The organism is Snodgrassella sp. W8158 (assembly GCF_016100435.1).
In the GTDB taxonomy this organism is placed as follows: domain Bacteria; phylum Pseudomonadota; class Gammaproteobacteria; order Burkholderiales; family Neisseriaceae; genus Snodgrassella; species Snodgrassella alvi.
On record NZ_JACFSM010000003.1, the window covers coordinates 78,615 to 95,638 of the forward strand.

Sequence of the window (17,024 nt, forward strand, 5' to 3'; positions counted from 1 at the left end):
TTTAAAACTGATAAGAATAATATTTAAATAATTGAATCTATGTATTAATAATAATTCAGACGAACACGGATGGCGGTTGAAAATTGCAGTATGGAATACTTCAATGTATTATTAAGTTAAATTAATCATATGTAAATTAATGTAATACAATACAATAAAACCCATTATTACATTTTTAGCTAAATGTAAGGCATTTAAAAGTGTTAATTTTCAATTTACTTTTATACTTGGATAAATTATGAATTTAATCAGGCTTAAACCGAAATTAATTACTCTGGCATCTGTTTTAATGGCTTTGAGTGGTTGCGCTCAGGTTGCAGAAGTAATGGGTTATGATACTCAGACATTAAATGCCGCTGCTGCCAAAAGTTATACTCAGATGATGGGGGAGGCTAAAGCCAAAGGTGAAATTGAAACCAATACTCCTGTTGCGAAGCGTGTACATACAATATTTCAGCGATTAGTACCTTATGCTAATGAAGCTAATCAGACAGGCGTACCATTTGACTGGCAGCTTAATGTAATTAATAGTGAAATACCAAATGCCTTTGCAATGCCGGGTGGAAAAATGGTGGTTTATACCGGTATTGTTAATCGTCTGAATCTGAGTGATGATGAAATTGCGGCAATTATTGGTCACGAAATGACGCATGCTCTTCAGGAGCACAGCAAAAAAGCTGCCGGTCAGCAAATTCTGACTAGTGTTGCTCTTGAAATAGGTAGTTCTGCCTTACAGTCAAAAACAGGTGCCAGTGCCAACAATGTAGGCATTTATAAAGATGTTTTAAATCAGTTTGGGCTGACCCTGCCTTTCTCACGTCATCAGGAAAGTCTGGCAGATGCCGGCGGGCTGAAACTAATGGCACAGGCTGGATATGATCCGCATGCAGCCATTACGGTATGGGAAAAAATGAATAAAGTTATGGGTAATAACCGTGGCACAAGCTTACTCTCTACTCACCCGAGCAATGATGCCCGTATTAATGCACTGAAGAAAATGCTGCCAGAGGTATTACCTGTTTATGAGCAGGCAAAACAAAATAATCTGACAATGCAAAAAACCGGGATTAGTCAAAGTAAAAACACACAGGGAAGTGGTGCGCGAAAAGGAACCACTAAAAAGAAAAGTCGTTCCTGAATTTAAATAAATAAGATTGATTTCTTCAGATTAAATTCTGTCCTATATTATTTTCAGCAGCCTGTCTGAGGCTGCTTTTATTTTAATCTTTACATTTTCTTATCCTGACTACATTCGACTACAAATTATTTCAATCGTCCCTGTTTTCGGTTATCATTCATATTATTGCATTGGGAATGCATAATAAATTTACAAGAAAAATTTAAAAAACCATTACATTAAGGACATTCAAGATGTTAGAAGCCTACCGCGCAGCCGCTGCTGAACGCGAAGCACTGGGTATTCCGCCATTGCCGCTTACAGCTAAGCAAACAGAAGAGTTGGTTGAATTGCTGAAAAATCCTCCCAAAGGAGAAGAAAAATTTCTGGTTGAGCTGCTGTCGCATCGTGTACCGCCGGGTGTAGATGATGCATCTAAAGTAAAAGCATCCTTTCTGGGCGCAGTTGCAGAGAAAACTGTTACCAGTCCGTTAATTACACCGACTTTCGCTGTTGAATTGCTGGGTACCATGCTGGGTGGATATAACGTCCAGCCTTTAATAGAATTTCTTGATAATGAAGAATTGGCTTCTACTGCAGCCAATGCCTTAAAACATACCTTACTGATGTTTGATGCATTCCACGATGTAGAAGAAAAAATGCGTGCTGGTAATCAGTATGCAAAGGAAGTCATTGAATCATGGGCTAATGCAGAATGGTTTACTGCGCGTGAAAAAGTTCCGGAAAAAATCACGGTCACAGTATTTAAAGTAGTAGGTGAAACCAATACCGATGATTTATCACCTGCACCTGATGCGTGGAGCCGTCCGGATATTCCTTTGCATGCACTGGCTATGCTTAAAAATCCGCGTGAAGGTATTCAACCCGATAAACCGGGTGAGGTGGGACCAATCAGACAACTGGCTGAGCTGAAAGCCAAAGGTAATCTGGTTGCCTATGTAGGTGATGTAGTTGGTACAGGTTCGTCACGTAAATCAGCAACAAATTCCGTAATCTGGCATACCGGTAAAAATATCCCTTATGTACCGAATAAACGCTTCGGCGGCGTATGTCTTGGTGGCAAAATTGCTCCGATTTTCTTCAACACACAGGAAGACTCAGGTGCATTGCCTATAGAAGTTGATGTATCCAAATTGGAAATGGGCGATGTAGTTGATATTTTGCCTTATGAAGGCAAAATTATTAAAAACGGCGAAACAGTTGCTGAATTTGAATTGAAATCACAGGTAATTCTGGATGAAGTTCAGGCGGGTGGCCGTATTAATCTGATTATTGGTCGTAGTCTGACTGCTAAAGCCAGAGATGCATTAAATCTGGGGCATTCAGAAGTTTTCCGCTTGCCACAGTCTCCGGCGCCAAGCACTGCCGGCTTTACTCTGGCACAAAAAATGGTTGGCCGCGCTTGTGGTTTGCCGGAAGGTCAGGGTATTCGCCCGGGTACTTATTGTGAACCACGTATGACCACAGTCGGTTCACAGGATACTACAGGTCCTATGACCCGTGATGAGCTGAAAGATCTGGCCTGTCTGGGATTTAGTGCGGATTTGGTGATGCAATCTTTCTGCCATACCGCCGCTTATCCGAAACCGGTTGATGTTAAAACCCATAAAGAATTGCCGGTATTCATGTCTTCACGCGGTGGTGTGGCACTACGTCCGGGCGACGGCATTATTCATTCTTGGCTAAACCGCATGCTGCTACCCGATATGGTAGGTACTGGTGGTGATTCACATACACGCTTTCCGTTGGGTATTTCATTCCCCGCTGGTTCCGGTCTGGTAGCTTTTGCTGCTGCAACCGGTGTTATGCCGCTGGATATGCCGGAGTCAGTACTGGTACGCTTCTCCGGTAAAATGCAGCCGGGTATTACTTTGCGTGATTTGGTTAATGCTATTCCCTTGCAGGCTATTAAAGAGGGGTTACTTACCGTTGCCAAGGCAGGTAAAAAGAATATTTTCTCTGGCCGAATTTTGGAAATCGAAGGTTTACCGGACTTGAAAGTTGAGCAGGCCTTTGAGCTCACAGATGCTTCTGCTGAGCGTTCAGCTGCCGGCTGTACGGTAAAACTGCACAAAGAACCTATTGAGGAGTATCTCAAATCCAATATCGTATTGCTGAAAAACATGATTGCCAATGGTTATCAGGATGCACGCACACTGAAACGCCGTATTGAAAAAATGGAGCAGTGGCTGGCAGAACCGAAATTACTTGAAGCTGATGCTGATGCAGAATATGCTGCCATTATTGATATCAATATGGATGAGATTAAAGAGCCTATTCTGGCTTGCCCGAATGATCCGGATGATGTGAAAACCTTGTCTGACGTGGCCGGTACCCATATCGATGAAGTATTTATCGGCTCATGCATGACAAATATTGGTCATTATCGTGCCGCCTCTGCATTACTGGATGGTAAATCTGATCTGCCAGTCCGGCTGTGGGTAGCTCCTCCTACCAAGATGGATGCTAAAGAACTGTCTGATGAAGGGTATTACGGTATTCTTGGCCGGGTAGGTGCGCGTATGGAAATGCCGGGCTGTTCTTTATGTATGGGTAATCAGGCACAGGCAAGAGAGGGATCAACTGTCGTTTCAACCTCTACCCGTAATTTTCCGAACCGACTGGGTAAAAATACCAAGGTATATCTAAGCTCAGCCGAACTGGCAGCCATCTGTTCAAAACTGGGACATATTCCGAATATCGATGAATATCGCGAAAATATCGCCATTATCAATGATAAAGGTATTGAAATTTATCGTTATATGAACTTCAATGAAATTCAGGAATATGTAGATGTAGCGGCTAAAGTGGATGCCTAAGATGTAACATATATACTGATTGCTGTACAAAAGGCTGCTGGTGACGGCAGCTTTTTTATTGGCTGAAATTTTTATGACAATATCAAACCTGCATAAGCTTTCTAATTGAGTAGTTTTCAAAATGTTAAGATTAAATAATTTTTCAGATTACTGTTATAATAATTGCTAGCATTTTAGCAATAATATTAATATTTTAAGCCTATATCATATATATTTAGTACGCCTATATAAATATTAATTGTATCTATCCGCATATAAATTATTTAGACTGGTCATAATTTTCATCTAAGATAACAAAGATAGTTTCTCATGACGAAGGATAATAAATGAATATCGCCTCTAGCATCACCGATTTAATTGGTAATACACCACTGGTACAGTTGAATCGTCTAAGTGCGGGTTTACCGGGTAAAGTTGTAGTCAAACTGGAATTTTTTAATCCGGGCAATAGTGTTAAGGATAGAATAGCAGCCAGTATGATTGATGCTGCAGAAAAGGCCGGTAAAATTCATTCTGATACAGTGATTGTAGAACCGACAAGCGGTAATACCGGTATTGGGCTGGCCATGGTTTGCGCTGCACGCGGATATAAACTGATTATTACCATGCCGGAAACAATGAGTAAAGAACGGCGCATGTTATTGCGTGCTTTTGGCGCTGAGCTGGTATTAACGCCCGGAGCAGAAGGCATGTCTGGTGCCATTGCCCGTGCACAGGCTTTCGTTGATTCAGACCCGAAAAAATATTTTATGCCGCAACAGTTTGAAAATCCGGCTAATCCGGAGATTCACCGTGAAACTACTGCACAGGAAATATGGCATGATACCGATGGCAAAATCGATATTTTCGTAGCCGGTGTCGGTACAGGAGGTACCATAACCGGGGTAGGTGAAGTATTGAAAGAGAAGAAACCTGAAGTAGAAATTTATGCAGTTGAACCTGAAGCTTCTCCGGTATTGTCCGGTGGTTGCAAGGGGCCGCACCCGATTCAGGGTATTGGCGCAGGTTTCATTCCCAAAACTCTGAATACCAAAATATATGATGGTATTATTGAAGTGCCGAACGATGTTTGTTTTGATACTGCACGTGCCATGGCATCTAAAGAAGGTATTCTGGTCGGTATATCTTCCGGTGCTGCTGTATGGGCAGGCCTGCAGCTTGCAGCTAAACCGGAAAACAAAAATAAACTGATTGTAGTTTTAATTCCTTCTTATGGTGAGCGTTATCTTTCTACACCACTATTTGCAGATCTAGCCTGATAATTTATTTGCCTGAATAATGCCGAACCAGAAAACAACTGGTTCGGTTTTTTATTACAGTCATGGCTGTGTTACAATTGTAAACGATATATGTACAGCCACACGCTTAAGCTAGCTGGCTTTTAATTTTGTTTTAAGCAATATTTTCAAGCAATATACTGAGTAAACAAATGATGAAAAAAACATTAGCATTATGTGTCGTTGCAGCCTTTTTGGGTGGTTGTTCATCTGTTAAAAACCCTTTAACGGCTAAGAATAATAAAGAAGTTAAACCAGTACAGGTGGTAGATGGTACTGGAAGTAACGAATTTCATTTAGCCAGCAGTCATTGGTCTGATGTGGCACGAATCCGTGATGAAGCTACCCGCCTGAGCTTTCAGGTTTCACAGGGAAGCATGACCAAAGTTCAGGCTGCACAATTACTGGATCAGTTTCGCATTGCTCAGGTAGGGCATAACATGGTAGATGATGACATGTATGCCATTTATTTACGCAGTGTGGTTGAAAGTCAGCAAGGTTCAATCGATACAGCACAATCAAAAGCTTATATTCAGAATGCTTTATCAGGCTGGCAGCAGCGCTGGCCGGTAATGCGCTCCAAACCGGCTAATCCGGCATTCACCAACTTCCTGATGGAAGTGATGAATATGAAGCCACTTCAATAAATCATTTAATGTTATAGCTAAATACCCTGCCAAAATAGTTTAGCAGGGTATTGTTTTATTCATAGATACAGTTTCTTTGATAGCATAAAAAAGCAGCCTTTAACAAGACTGCCTGCTGTGAAAATATGGACTTAATTACTTAATAAGTTAGGCGGGATTTTAGCAGCTTGAAATAAAGTAAATTCTAAATCAACAAGATCATAAACACAGAATGGATCTGACTTCATAATGTTTTTCGCTTCTTCAAGTGAATCACTCATTACTATGCCGCAACGCTTTTAATGACTTTATATAAAAATTTAATGAAAAGCTTTTGTAGTCCTTCCCTTAGGTATAATAAATTCTTTTTCAAGATAGTTATAGTCTGCATCACTATTTGGATAAGTACTTAAGGCCTTAAAAAAGAAATTACCAGCACCTAAACTCTGATTCCTAAATAACCTACACCTTACTTAAGTCAACTATTCAACATTGCCCATAATGCACCTCATTGCCGCATAGAAATGGCAAGTCTGTTCATTCCATTCATCAGCGATATTGCAAATGTAAGGTCAGATATCTCTGTATCATTGAAGAAATTTTTTAATAACTCAAACGACTCATCATCGGCGTGGCTTGTCGATATTAGCGTTAACTGTTCTGCCCAGTTCAATGCCGCTTGTTCTTTTTTAGAAAATTGATCACTAACACGCCATCCGGCCACTTCAGATATGCGGCGCTGCGTTTCACCAGCTTTTAGCAAGGAATTTGTATGTAGATTCAGGCAATATGCACATCCATTAATTTGAGAAACTCTGAGATAGACCAACTCAATAAGATTCTGTTCAACAACGCTTTTCCCAAGGGCGACTTTCACGGCTCTAAAACCACTCATGAGTTCTGGCGATAAGTCAAAATATTTCATTCTAAGATTTTTCATGTTCTCATCTCCTTATTATCATTATTGTCTGCTAAATATATTAATAATGCAGCGGCATAACTAACTATAACATTAAAATTAATCATCATTCTTACCACAAATAATATTAATATATTTGCAATATTAATGATTTTGTTCTTTACGTTAATAATAGCACCAGTTTTATTGTCTAAAGGATTTGATGCTATTAACTTATTTTAGCAAAATATTAATCTAAAAATTTATTATGTTCTTCAAATTTAGCCAGTAATTCTTCCAACCGTTTTTTAAGTTTGAAAGTTACTATATTCATTAAGTCTTCCTTGTATTTTAATTATTGAAGTAAATCTTTAGCAAAATTTTTCATTGCCGAAAAATTTTGCTTATGAAGACTTCATTAATTATACAAAAAAGAGTTAAAAAAGCAGTTAATTGCTGTTTTAAAATGCATCAGGATTATCTAATGCATTTATTTTAATGTTATTTAAACAATTTCAGCTTTTTCAATAATCACATTTTCAACTGGTACATCCTGATGCGGGCCATGATTACCGGTTTTGACGCCTTTAATCTTATCAACTACATCCTGTCCTTCAACTACCTTACCAAATACAGCATATCCCCAGCCGTGTAAATCCGGTTTAGTATGGTTCAGAAAATCATTATCTTTTACATTGATGAAAAATTGTGCGCTGGCTGAATGAGGCTGCATGGTACGAGCCATTGCAATAGTATAGCGATCATTTTTCAAACCATTATTGGCTTCATTTTCAATCGGTTCATGAGTGGGTTTTTGTTGCATATCTTTATCAAAGCCGCCACCCTGAATCATAAAATTATCGATAACCCGGTGAAAAATGGTGCCATCATAAAAGCCTTCACGAACATAGCGTTCGAAATTTTCAGCGGTTTTGGGTGCTTTCTTATGGTCAAGCTCAATACCGATAACACCAAAATTCGTAGTTAATTTAATCATTAAAATCTCCTGAGGGGAGTAAAATAAAAAAATTGCAGAATGATCTGCAACGGTTAGTCTGCATTATGCATAGCAGTAACGTAGTCTACTTCTTCCTTGCTGCCAAGTACAACGGCTACACGCTGATGCAGGCCTTCTGGCTGAATATCAAGAATGTTCTGACGGGTGTTTGTAGCAGCCCCTTGAGCTTGCTCAACCAGTAAACTCATAGGATTTGCTTCATACATTAAGCGTAGCTTACCAGGTTTATCAGGATTGCGATTATCCTGCGGATAAGTAAAGATACCGCCGCGAATAAGAATCCGGTGCACCTCGGCTACCATCGATGCCACCCAGCGCATATTATAGTCTTTTCCGCGACAGCCACTTTTACCTGCCAGCAACTGAGCAATATAATTTTGCATAGCTGGCTGCCAGTGGCGCTGATTAGACATATTAATAGCAAATTCAGCTGTAGATACTGGTATCTGCGGATTTTCCTGAGTCAGTTGAAACTGGTTATGTTCATTCAGAGTAAACATGGCAATACCATGTTTCAATGTCAGTACCAGAATGGTTTGCGGTCCGTACAGCACATAACCACTGGCAAGCTGTAGCCGGCCGGATTGTAAAAAGCTTTCTGTAGTAAGCGCACCATCCGGCTTAGCCAATACCGAAAAAATAGTCCCGATTGATATGTTCACATCAATATTGGAACTTCCATCCAGTGGGTCGAATAACACCAGAAACTGTCCATTCTGACTGGCTGTAACAAATGAATCCTCTTCCTCGCTGGCCAGTCCGGCAATAGCCGGATTAGCAGAGAGGGTATCAATTATAATCTGATTGGATAAAACATCCAGTTTTTTCTGCTCTTCACCTTGTATATTACCAGTATGAGCACTGCCCAGAATATTATCCAGAGCGCCCATGCGTATTTCACGATTAATGTGTAGACAGGCCTGACTAATGCTCGTAATCACATCAGGCAAATTCGATGTAACAGCATATTTTTGCTGCTGCTGTTGCAGATAATCAGACAGTAAAACAGACATGCGAATACTCCCTTTTAAAACTCACTGTTATTATACATTTCTTAAGTATTATTCAGCTCGTTTAATCACTATATACATTAGATTTTATTTATCTTTGAATGATTTTTTTCAGAAAATCAATGAAGTTATTCAGCGATAATGATTGCGGATTTCCACTTTAATCCGATCTTCTTGATTTATTTATTACAGGCCGGATACACTTCGCATGAAAGCTTACAGAATAGCTTTAACTTTTCCCGACTAAATAACAGACTTTACTAACCATAAATTATTTATATTCAGGCAATCACAGAGTTAAGAACGAAATGTGCGCTGTCATCCTGAGCCAGTAACCGAGTCATTGCCGGTAATACCTTTTCCAGTATCCCGGGCAATGTGTACGGCGGATTGATAATAAACATACCACTGCCGTGCATACCAAAACCATCCGGGCGTGGTGCGTGTACATACAATTCTGCCTGAACAAAATTATCAGGAGCCAGTTTTTGCAGATTTTGGGGTAATTTCAGACTTTCACCACGGCTCAGACATGGATACCATATTAAATAACAGCCACTAGCAAATTTTTTCAGGGCGGTCTTAAGCGTGTCTGTTACCTGTTGGTAATCTTGCTTTAATTCATATGGCGGATCAATTAACACGACTGCACGCCGGCTTGGTGGGGGTAGCATAGATAGCAGACCTTTAAAGCCATCATCGCAAAAAACTTGAGCACGGTTTGGCTGTTTAATATTACGCATATTATTACGCAATAGTTCTGCATCCGCGGGATGTAATTCAAACAGGCGCAGACGATCCTGTTCGCGAGCCAGAGCCTGAGCCAGCCATGGGGAGCCGCAATAAAGATTTGTATCATCCGGCAGGCAGGAGACAACAGCATTACGGAATTGTTCTAAACTATTATCCAGATTAGTTGCAGCCAGAAGCCTGCCGATTCCCTCCCTGTATTCACCAACCTTCTGAGCTTCTTTACTGATCAGACTATATAACCCTGCACCTGCATGAGTATCAACATAGCAAAAAGGTTTGTCTTTCAGTTTGAAATATTCCAGTACTGTCATCAGACAATAATGTTTAAGAATGTCGGCATGATTACCGGAGTGAAAAGCATGGCGATAGCTGAGCATGTACAATAACTGCTGTAGGACTGATTAATTTAGCCTGTTATTGTACCGAATTTACCGGCACGGGCAAAAAAATCTGTATTAAAGCACTTTTCTGATTTATCTTTTCTTTGCGCTAGATTACACAAGATTAAGCTGATACTATGCTTAATCAATTAGAAAATATGACTACTAAAAGAGAAAAGCGAATGAATTACACACTTTATATCGGCAATAAAAATTATTCTACCTGGTCAATGCGGCCATGGGTAGTCATGAAGCATTTTCAGATAGATTTTACTGAGCATCTGGTAAGCTTTGACAGTTTTGCACCCGATTCGGTTTTTAAACAAACCATACTGCCGCTCAATCCTTATGGTACTGTGCCTGTATTAACAGATGATGATCTGATTGTTAGTGATTCTCTGGCAATTTGTGAATATCTTGCAGAACAACATCCGGAACTGGCATTATGGCCGCAAGACTATAAAGCCCGTGCCAGAGCAAGAAGTATAGTGGCTAAAATGCATAATGGTTATAATCATATACGCCGGCATTTACCCATGAATATTGAGGCAGTGCTGCCTGAAATCGGCCAGATTATCCTGCGGGATTTTCCCGCAGTAAAACAAGAAATTGATTTCCTTGATCAGCATTTGTCATCATTTCTGGCTGTATCTGAAGGACCGTTTCTATTTGGTAAATTTAGTATTGCCGATGCTTTTTATGCACCCATGTGTTTAAGATTAAAAGGTTTCCAAATTCATACTTCAGCAATACTGACTAATTATATAAATGCATTATGTGCCAATGAAGCAGTAGCAGCATGGATTGCTCAGGCGCTTGAAGAAAAAGATTTTATTGCTATGGATGAACCTTATCGCATAAAGCGATGAAAAAATTCTGAACATATAAAGCAGACAGCCTGATCAACTTCCGGCTGTCTGCTTTTATATTATTTATTCAGACTTTTCTTAATTTCTATAGCCAGCTGCGAATTCCACATGGCACCAGTAGCACTCATCACAGCATCAGCTCCGGCGGCACGGTAAGCCTGATAATGTTCAGTACAGCTTACACCGCCAACACCAATAATCGCAAAATGGTTTTGCAGACGGGCTCTTAATCTGGCCAGACGTTCTACCATTTCTAATCCGGCCCAGCGGATGGCATCACCACAAACACCACCGGTAGGTCGGTCTGTACCTAAAGCAGGTTTACCATCTGCATCAACCGGTCTGGCTGATAACGTATTTATAGTACTGTAGCCGTCAACTACTCCGTCCAGCTTACTTAATAAGGGGAAGATAGCATTATCATCTGCAAAATACGCTAGTTTCAGAAACAAAGGTTTATCCGGAACAGCATTTTTAATTTCTTTAGCTATCCGCTCCACTTTGTCAAAATCAAAGCACAATAATTTATTTACCCCTTCATTCGGACAGCTTAAATTAGCTTCCAGTATCGGTGCCTTTGTTTCATTTACTAGAACGGCCGTTCGGGCATAATCTTTTTCTATACTGGATTCATTACCCGGTGTTCCCTGAAAGCTGCCGATAACATATTGGCCTTTCTGCGCAGCCTGAATTGCTTCTGCCATATCAGCCTGCCAGATATCCGGATTATAAGAAGGTACGCCAAAAGAATTTGTTATAGATAAAGGCTGAGTGTACTGATTATCAGCCAGAACAGTATCCACATTAGCAGAAAGCTTACCGGCAGGATGAATAGATAGAACATTAGGCAACGGGTGGCTGGCCTGAGCTCGGCTTCGGACAGTTTTATAAACACATAAATCAAAACCATGCTTAAATGCAGCCCGAATAAAATTTGCATTTAACAAAGGGCCGGCAGGAATACCAAAAGGTAAATTAACCTCCATATTCAGAAAACGCTCAGGCTGGCTTTGAATATCAGCAGATACATTTAAATTTCTGAAATCACCGAAAGGCCCTTGATGATAATTATCTTCATAGCTTAATAAAGGGTTATAAAACGGAGTCGGGCTATTTTGCATTGTTATTCCTGTAAGTTTAAATTATTTTCTGTGGCATATTGAGTAAATATTTAATACGCACACTTATCCATTGCCTGCCTGAAAATATATATATAATTCGCTGGCGCAAAAAAAGCTACATACAATTTGTAGCTTTTATCAATCGTCTCAAAAACTCAGATTTTGTTTGATAACTTATAGTGTACACCACGATTTAAAACATAATAATGTTTTAAATTAATTTAACTCAGATGTGCAGTTCGGACAGCGTTTTGCCTGAATCGGAATATCTGTACAGCATTGAGGGCACTGTTTTGTGGTGGCTTTTGGTGCAGGGCTTTTATGCAGTTTGTCGATTCCTTTGACAACCAGAAAAATCGCAAATCCAATGATTACTAAACTAATAACAGTATTGATGAATAAACCAATATTCAGTGTTACCGCACCAGCAGCCTGTGCCGCACCCAGTGTTTCATACGGGCCCGGATATTTAGAACCACTGCGTAAAGTGATAAATAAATTGGAAAAATCTACCCCGCCAATCAGCAGACCAATTGGTGGCATGATGACATTATCTACCAGTGATTTCACCATATTAGTAAAAGCAGTACCGACTACCATACCGACAGCCAGATCAATAACATTGCCTCGTAATAAAAAAGCTTTAAACTGTTCAATAAATTTCATGTTTGCCTCCATAGTTGGCCTGAAAATCAAGTATTTGGCTTTTTCATAGTAGCGCGATAAAGCAGGCAGTCATACCAGAGCTAAGTTATTCAATGTAAAAATAATAAAAGATATAACTTAATTAAGAATAAATTAAGTTGGCTAAGGAGAATAGAATAATTAAAACAGATGGCTTCAACTTAAATTTGTCAATCTGGTTACTTTATATACAGTTTGCAAACCAGATTAGTAGCATAATAAAGTAAGTCAGATTTTGTTTATTAGCTTGGCTTAATTGTCAGATTTCTTAATATCTGAATATTTAAGTTCAATAATAGAATATTCGCACATATCCATATAATGCATACAATGGTCAATCGCTTCATCCATGACTTTTCTATCAGTTGCATGCGTTGCCTTCATAAATGCCCGGAAATTTTTCTTTTCCATTTTACGCAGAGCAGATGCATTACAAATATTTAATTCCTGACAATAATCATGCTGTACCTGCTGTTTAATAAATTGTTTTACTGCTTTTTTCTGTTCCTGAGAACCATCGTAATCCATCGGATGAATAAATTCAGCCTGTACCAGTGCTGAATATAATAAAATTAAAAAAAGTATGGTTTTCTTCATTATATTTTTAAATTTTATACACGAATGAATTGTCGGGATGAGAGGAGTTACATCTGGCATCAGCTCTGTTGCTATTATAAATAAAAATAATAGAATTATTCGAAATTATTATTAATAAATAGACTTTAGTGATTCAAAGCTTACATTACAAAAGCCAAACCCGAAAAAAGTTTGGCTTTGCATATACTGAGTTTTATATCAAAACAGCTGATACATAATATTTTATATACTCTAAATTAAGTTTGTATTAATAAAACTATTTACAATTTAGCTGTTATGAGTACTTACCAGATCTTCTGGTACGCCCAGAGCATTGATACTGTAACCGCCATCAACATATGTGATTTCGCCTGTGATACCTGAAGCCAAATCTGATAACAAGAAAGCAGCAGTATTTCCAACTTCATCAATAGTGATATTACGACGAATAGGATTTTGTGCAGATACATGTGCCAGCAAACGGCCGAAATTGGCAATGCCTGAAGCAGCAAGAGTTTTAATCGGGCCTGCTGAAATACCATTGCATCGAATTCCTTCCTCTCCGAGGCAGGCTGCTGTGAAGCGGATACCTGCTTCTAATGATGCTTTAGCCATGCCCATTACATTATAGTTAGGTATGGCACGTACTGCACCAAGATAGGTCAGGGCAAGAATAGAGCTGTTATGGCCACTCATTAACGGACGGGCAGCTTTAGCCAGTGCAGGCAAGCTATAAGCAGATACTTCATGAGCCGTCATAAATGCTTCGCGTGTAATACTATCCAGAAAATCCCCGTTTAAGGCTTCTTTTGGTGCAAAAGCAATAGCGTGTACCAGACCGTCAAGCTGCGACCAGCTTTTCCCCAAATCAGAAAACAACTGGCTGATTTCATCATCACTTTGTACATCACAGCGATATACCAGTTCTGAACCCAGTTCGGCAGCCATTTTGCGTACCCGGTCTTCTAGTTTGTCTACAACATAGGTGAAAGCCAGTTCTGCTCCCTGTTCACGACAGGCTTTGGCAATGCCATAGGCAATAGAGCGTTCAGAAATCATACCGGTGATGAGGATTTTTTTGCCTTGCAAAAAGCCCATAATTATTATCCTTGAACGTGATTTGTGTTTAGCTTAAAGGTCGCATTATAACTAATATTTACTTTTACGCGAAATATAGCGCTAGAGTAGAAACTTTAAAACCGGCTGATGTGATGACATTCAGCCGGTCAATATATAACTAAATATAATTAAAAAATTATTCAGTTAATCCGGATAAATAATGGTCTGCATCGAGTGCAGCCTGACAGCCTGATGCCGCGCTGGTAATAGCCTGACGGTATATGTGGTCTTTCACATCTCCTGCGGCAAATACGCCAGGAATATTTGTTGCGCCGACGTTGCCATCATTACCACCTTTGGTAATGAGATAACCTGTTGCATCCATATCCAGCTGACCTTTGAAAATTTCGGTGTTGGGCTGATGGCCAATAGCAATGAATATGCCGGTTATTGCCAGAATTTCACTTTCATTATCGGCATAATTGATGCGTACTGAATTTACTCCTTTGTCATCACCAAGAATTTCATCAACTGTAGCATTAAGTTTAAGAATGATTTTGCCTTCTTTTACCCGCTCCAGTAATCTGTCAATCATGATTTTTTCAGCACGAAAGTTGTCACGGCGATGTATCAGGGTAACGGTACGTGCGATATTTGCCAGATACAAAGCTTCTTCAATCGCAGTATTACCCCCGCCGACAACAGCTATATCCTGATCTTTGTAGAAAAAGCCGTCACAGGTAGCACACGCGGAAACGCCTCTGCCGGCAAAAATTTCTTCACTGGGTAATCCCAGGTACTTGGCAGAAGCACCTGTTGCAATGATTAATGCATCACAGCTGTAACTTCCCATATCACCAATAAGAGTAAATGGGCGCTGCTGTAAATCCACCTGATTGATATGGTCAAAAATCATATTGGTACCAAAGCGTTCGGCATGTTCCAGAAAACGCTGCATCAATTCAGGACCCTGCACACCATTAACATCAGCCGGCCAGTTATCTACTTCAGTTGTTGTCATCAACTGACCACCCTGTGCCATACCGGTAATCAGTGTAGGTTTCAAGCCTGCACGGGCTGCATAAACCGCAGCTGTATAACCGGCAGGTCCGGAACCAAGGATAATTAATCGGCTGTGTGTGAGTTCGCTCATGACATTTCCTTATTATTTGGGCAATACTAGGTAGGATAAATGGAGGTAACTGTACCACAATATCAAAAAAGAATTAAATTCTCCAATTTCAATTTAATAGAGTAGTTATTGGTTATCTGCACGCCTGAACAAAGTTAGTGATGATTATCAGCAATACCATCCAGATGATATTGTTTGCCACAATAGGGGCATTCAATACTACTGTTAGATTGAATGGGTAAAAATACTCGGGGATGGCCATTCCATGTTTCATGTTCCGGGCCGGTACATATCAATGGTAAATCATGCGGTGTAATGGTTGTAACTGATTGGGCTGTATTACTCATAATTATTTCCCTTGGTTAAGCTGAGAGCTAATCATACAAAACAGGCCTGATTACAGCAAATAATGTTGTAATCAGGCCTTTTATTCAGATAATTAAATGATATAAGTCAGCCAGGATTCATATTTGGTATTTTTGCCATGAACAATGTCAAAATATCGCTGCTGAATCTCTGTAGTCAACGTACCGCGGGAGCCACAGCCAATTACGCGACCGTCAACTTCACGGATAGGTGTGACTTCAGCTGCCGTGCCTGTAAAGAATACTTCGTCTGCGCAATAAACTTCATCACGAGTAATATGCTTTTCAGTAACGGTTAAATTCATATCAGCTGCGATAGCCATTACTGTACGCCGAGTAATCCCATCCAAAGCTGCATCCAGAGCCGGTGTGTAAAGTTTACCATCATTGACGATAAATATATTTTCCCCAGATCCTTCAGCAACAAAACCGTTTGAATCCAGCATAATGGCTTCATCATAGCCATTACGGGTAGCTTCGGTATTAGCCATAATAGAATTCATGTAGTTGCCATTGGCTTTGGCTTTAATCATGGTGATATTGGGGTGATGACGGGTGAACGAGCTGATTTGCACGCGAATACCCTTTTGCATACCTTCTTCGCCAAGATAGGCTCCCCATGGCCAGGCAGCCACAATTACCTGTACATCATTTTGATCTGGTGCTACACCCAGTTTGTTTGAACCATAAAAAGCCATAGGTCGAAAATAGCAGGAAGCCAGTTTGTTGGCTTTAACTACTTCAATGTGAGCCTGATTGATTTCTTCCATTGTGAATGGCAGATGCATGCCAGTAATTTTAGCGGAGTTAAACAGACGTTTAGTATGATCCTGTAAACGGAAAATAGCTGTTCCGTTTTGCGTTTCATAAGCACGTACGCCTTCGAAAACCCCCATACCATAATGCAATGTATGAGTTAAAACATGAGTTTGAGCATTTCTCCACTCAACAAGATTACCATTAAACCAGATAAAACCGTCTTGGTCGGCCATAGACATAATAAAACTTCTCCAAAATAAGACATTAAGCTGCGGTGGCCGGAACCCTGTGTTGCAATGGATAGGGCAAGGCAGGATTGGTGACTAGGCAGTACAAAAAATAATGGTAACAACAGCTGTTGGTCTTATCTTTAGCCGATAGCCGCTGTTACTTTATGTAAAAGTAAATATTATCACTGCCAGTTTTGCTTGCCAATGCTGAAAGCAGGGGGCAGTTTTTGCTAAAAAGGCGTGAAATCGTTTAAACTGTGTTGCTTCCTCAATAATCCGGCTTGTATCTGACGTCTGATTAAACCTTCAG

General features: G+C 39.9%; 17 protein-coding genes. 5 read left to right on the plus strand and 12 right to left on the minus strand.

The genetic code is table 11. The annotated features are described in order from the left end of the window. Nucleotides 1–238 precede the first annotated feature (238 nt). From H3V11_RS08565 to H3V11_RS08580, 4 genes are all read left to right on the plus strand, one after another. Nucleotides 239–1,138 carry a M48 family metallopeptidase gene (locus H3V11_RS08565; RefSeq protein WP_084551247.1) on the plus strand — a complete coding sequence of 300 codons (900 nt, stop codon included), beginning with the start codon at nt 239–241 and terminating at the stop codon, nt 1,136–1,138. 233 nt (nt 1,139–1,371) lie between these two features. Further along, nucleotides 1,372–3,957 (plus strand): bifunctional aconitate hydratase 2/2-methylisocitrate dehydratase, encoded by a 2,586-nt coding sequence (gene acnB / locus H3V11_RS08570; RefSeq protein ID WP_084551246.1) that lies wholly within the window; start codon nt 1,372–1,374, stop codon nt 3,955–3,957. Between the two features lie 326 nt (nt 3,958–4,283). Beyond that, the gene (cysK, locus tag H3V11_RS08575; RefSeq protein ID WP_037395155.1) at nt 4,284–5,216 is read left to right on the plus strand and encodes a cysteine synthase A; all 933 of its coding nucleotides are present in this window, start codon (nt 4,284–4,286) and stop codon (nt 5,214–5,216) included. 173 nt (nt 5,217–5,389) lie between these two features. Continuing rightward, a complete protein-coding gene (locus tag H3V11_RS08580) occupies nt 5,390–5,881 on the plus strand; it encodes a prokaryotic membrane lipolipid attachment site family protein (RefSeq protein ID WP_084564387.1) in 492 nt (163 codons plus the stop codon). A gap of 131 nt (nt 5,882–6,012) precedes the next feature. Here H3V11_RS08580 and H3V11_RS11980 read toward each other — a convergent pair whose 3' ends face one another. The 5 genes from H3V11_RS11980 to H3V11_RS08600 form a co-directional block, all read right to left on the minus strand. Next, complete coding sequence (locus H3V11_RS11980; protein WP_255516528.1) at nt 6,013–6,141, minus strand: hypothetical protein; 129 nt, start codon at nt 6,139–6,141, stop codon at nt 6,013–6,015. A gap of 227 nt (nt 6,142–6,368) precedes the next feature. Further along, nucleotides 6,369–6,800, minus strand: coding sequence for a carboxymuconolactone decarboxylase family protein (locus tag H3V11_RS08585; RefSeq protein WP_198224381.1), 432 nt, complete (start codon nt 6,798–6,800; stop codon nt 6,369–6,371). A gap of 463 nt (nt 6,801–7,263) precedes the next feature. Further along, a complete protein-coding gene (locus H3V11_RS08590) occupies nt 7,264–7,755 on the minus strand; it encodes a peptidylprolyl isomerase (RefSeq protein WP_084551241.1) in 492 nt (163 codons plus the stop codon). A 53-nt stretch (nt 7,756–7,808) separates the two neighbouring features. Continuing rightward, complete coding sequence (locus H3V11_RS08595) at nt 7,809–8,789, minus strand: class 1 fructose-bisphosphatase (protein ID WP_198224383.1); 981 nt, start codon at nt 8,787–8,789, stop codon at nt 7,809–7,811. A 278-nt stretch (nt 8,790–9,067) separates the two neighbouring features. Further along, on the minus strand, nt 9,068–9,916 hold the full coding sequence (locus tag H3V11_RS08600; RefSeq protein ID WP_084564393.1) for a 23S rRNA (adenine(2030)-N(6))-methyltransferase RlmJ: 849 nt from the start codon (nt 9,914–9,916) through the stop codon (nt 9,068–9,070). 185 nt (nt 9,917–10,101) lie between these two features. Between H3V11_RS08600 and H3V11_RS08605 the strand changes: the two genes are divergently transcribed. Continuing rightward, complete coding sequence (locus H3V11_RS08605) at nt 10,102–10,788, plus strand: glutathione S-transferase family protein (protein ID WP_198224385.1); 687 nt, start codon at nt 10,102–10,104, stop codon at nt 10,786–10,788. A gap of 59 nt (nt 10,789–10,847) precedes the next feature. Here the strand turns inward: H3V11_RS08605 and H3V11_RS08610 are convergent, their stop codons facing one another. The 7 genes from H3V11_RS08610 to H3V11_RS08640 all read right to left on the minus strand — a co-directional run bounded on the left by H3V11_RS08610 (nt 10,848) and on the right by H3V11_RS08640 (nt 16,723). Beyond that, complete coding sequence (locus H3V11_RS08610) at nt 10,848–11,909, minus strand: hypothetical protein (protein WP_198211077.1); 1,062 nt, start codon at nt 11,907–11,909, stop codon at nt 10,848–10,850. A 216-nt stretch (nt 11,910–12,125) separates the two neighbouring features. After that, on the minus strand, nt 12,126–12,575 hold the full coding sequence (gene mscL / locus H3V11_RS08615) for a large conductance mechanosensitive channel protein MscL (RefSeq protein WP_025330856.1): 450 nt from the start codon (nt 12,573–12,575) through the stop codon (nt 12,126–12,128). A 270-nt stretch (nt 12,576–12,845) separates the two neighbouring features. Beyond that, nucleotides 12,846–13,190, minus strand: a complete 345-nt coding sequence (locus H3V11_RS08620) for a hypothetical protein (RefSeq protein WP_198224387.1) — start codon at nt 13,188–13,190, stop codon at nt 12,846–12,848. A 267-nt stretch (nt 13,191–13,457) separates the two neighbouring features. Further along, nucleotides 13,458–14,267: an enoyl-ACP reductase FabI gene (gene fabI / locus H3V11_RS08625; protein WP_025330840.1), complete on the minus strand. Its 810-nt coding sequence runs from the start codon at nt 14,265–14,267 to the stop codon at nt 13,458–13,460. Between the two features lie 157 nt (nt 14,268–14,424). Continuing rightward, nucleotides 14,425–15,381 carry a thioredoxin-disulfide reductase gene (trxB, locus tag H3V11_RS08630; RefSeq protein ID WP_198224389.1) on the minus strand — a complete coding sequence of 319 codons (957 nt, stop codon included), beginning with the start codon at nt 15,379–15,381 and terminating at the stop codon, nt 14,425–14,427. A 134-nt stretch (nt 15,382–15,515) separates the two neighbouring features. After that, a complete protein-coding gene (locus H3V11_RS08635) occupies nt 15,516–15,707 on the minus strand; it encodes a zinc-finger domain-containing protein (RefSeq protein ID WP_037395126.1) in 192 nt (63 codons plus the stop codon). Nucleotides 15,708–15,799: 92 nt separating this feature from the next. Further along, nucleotides 15,800–16,723, minus strand: a complete 924-nt coding sequence (locus tag H3V11_RS08640; protein ID WP_041879414.1) for a branched-chain amino acid transaminase — start codon at nt 16,721–16,723, stop codon at nt 15,800–15,802. Between the last annotated feature and the right edge of the window lie 301 nt (nt 16,724–17,024).

Bases quoted from the DNA above. Each gene is read 5' to 3' on its own strand.
- H3V11_RS08565 (WP_084551247.1), top strand. From the start codon at position 239: ATGAATTTAATCAGGCTTAAACCGAAATTAATTACTCTGGCATCTGTT.
- acnB (WP_084551246.1), top strand. From the start codon at position 1,372: ATGTTAGAAGCCTACCGCGCAGCCGCTGCTGAACGCGAAGCACTGGGT.
- cysK (WP_037395155.1), top strand. From the start codon at position 4,284: ATGAATATCGCCTCTAGCATCACCGATTTAATTGGTAATACACCACTG.
- H3V11_RS08580 (WP_084564387.1), top strand. From the start codon at position 5,390: ATGAAAAAAACATTAGCATTATGTGTCGTTGCAGCCTTTTTGGGTGGT.
- H3V11_RS11980 (WP_255516528.1), bottom strand. From the start codon at position 6,141: ATGAGTGATTCACTTGAAGAAGCGAAAAACATTATGAAGTCAGATCCA.
- H3V11_RS08585 (WP_198224381.1), bottom strand. From the start codon at position 6,800: ATGAAAAATCTTAGAATGAAATATTTTGACTTATCGCCAGAACTCATG.
- H3V11_RS08590 (WP_084551241.1), bottom strand. From the start codon at position 7,755: ATGATTAAATTAACTACGAATTTTGGTGTTATCGGTATTGAGCTTGAC.
- H3V11_RS08595 (WP_198224383.1), bottom strand. From the start codon at position 8,789: ATGTCTGTTTTACTGTCTGATTATCTGCAACAGCAGCAGCAAAAATAT.
- H3V11_RS08600 (WP_084564393.1), bottom strand. From the start codon at position 9,916: ATGCTCAGCTATCGCCATGCTTTTCACTCCGGTAATCATGCCGACATT.
- H3V11_RS08605 (WP_198224385.1), top strand. From the start codon at position 10,102: ATGAATTACACACTTTATATCGGCAATAAAAATTATTCTACCTGGTCA.
- H3V11_RS08610 (WP_198211077.1), bottom strand. From the start codon at position 11,909: ATGCAAAATAGCCCGACTCCGTTTTATAACCCTTTATTAAGCTATGAA.
- mscL (WP_025330856.1), bottom strand. From the start codon at position 12,575: ATGAAATTTATTGAACAGTTTAAAGCTTTTTTATTACGAGGCAATGTT.
- H3V11_RS08620 (WP_198224387.1), bottom strand. From the start codon at position 13,190: ATGAAGAAAACCATACTTTTTTTAATTTTATTATATTCAGCACTGGTA.
- fabI (WP_025330840.1), bottom strand. From the start codon at position 14,267: ATGGGCTTTTTGCAAGGCAAAAAAATCCTCATCACCGGTATGATTTCT.
- trxB (WP_198224389.1), bottom strand. From the start codon at position 15,381: ATGAGCGAACTCACACACAGCCGATTAATTATCCTTGGTTCCGGACCT.
- H3V11_RS08635 (WP_037395126.1), bottom strand. From the start codon at position 15,707: ATGAGTAATACAGCCCAATCAGTTACAACCATTACACCGCATGATTTA.
- H3V11_RS08640 (WP_041879414.1), bottom strand. From the start codon at position 16,723: ATGTCTATGGCCGACCAAGACGGTTTTATCTGGTTTAATGGTAATCTT.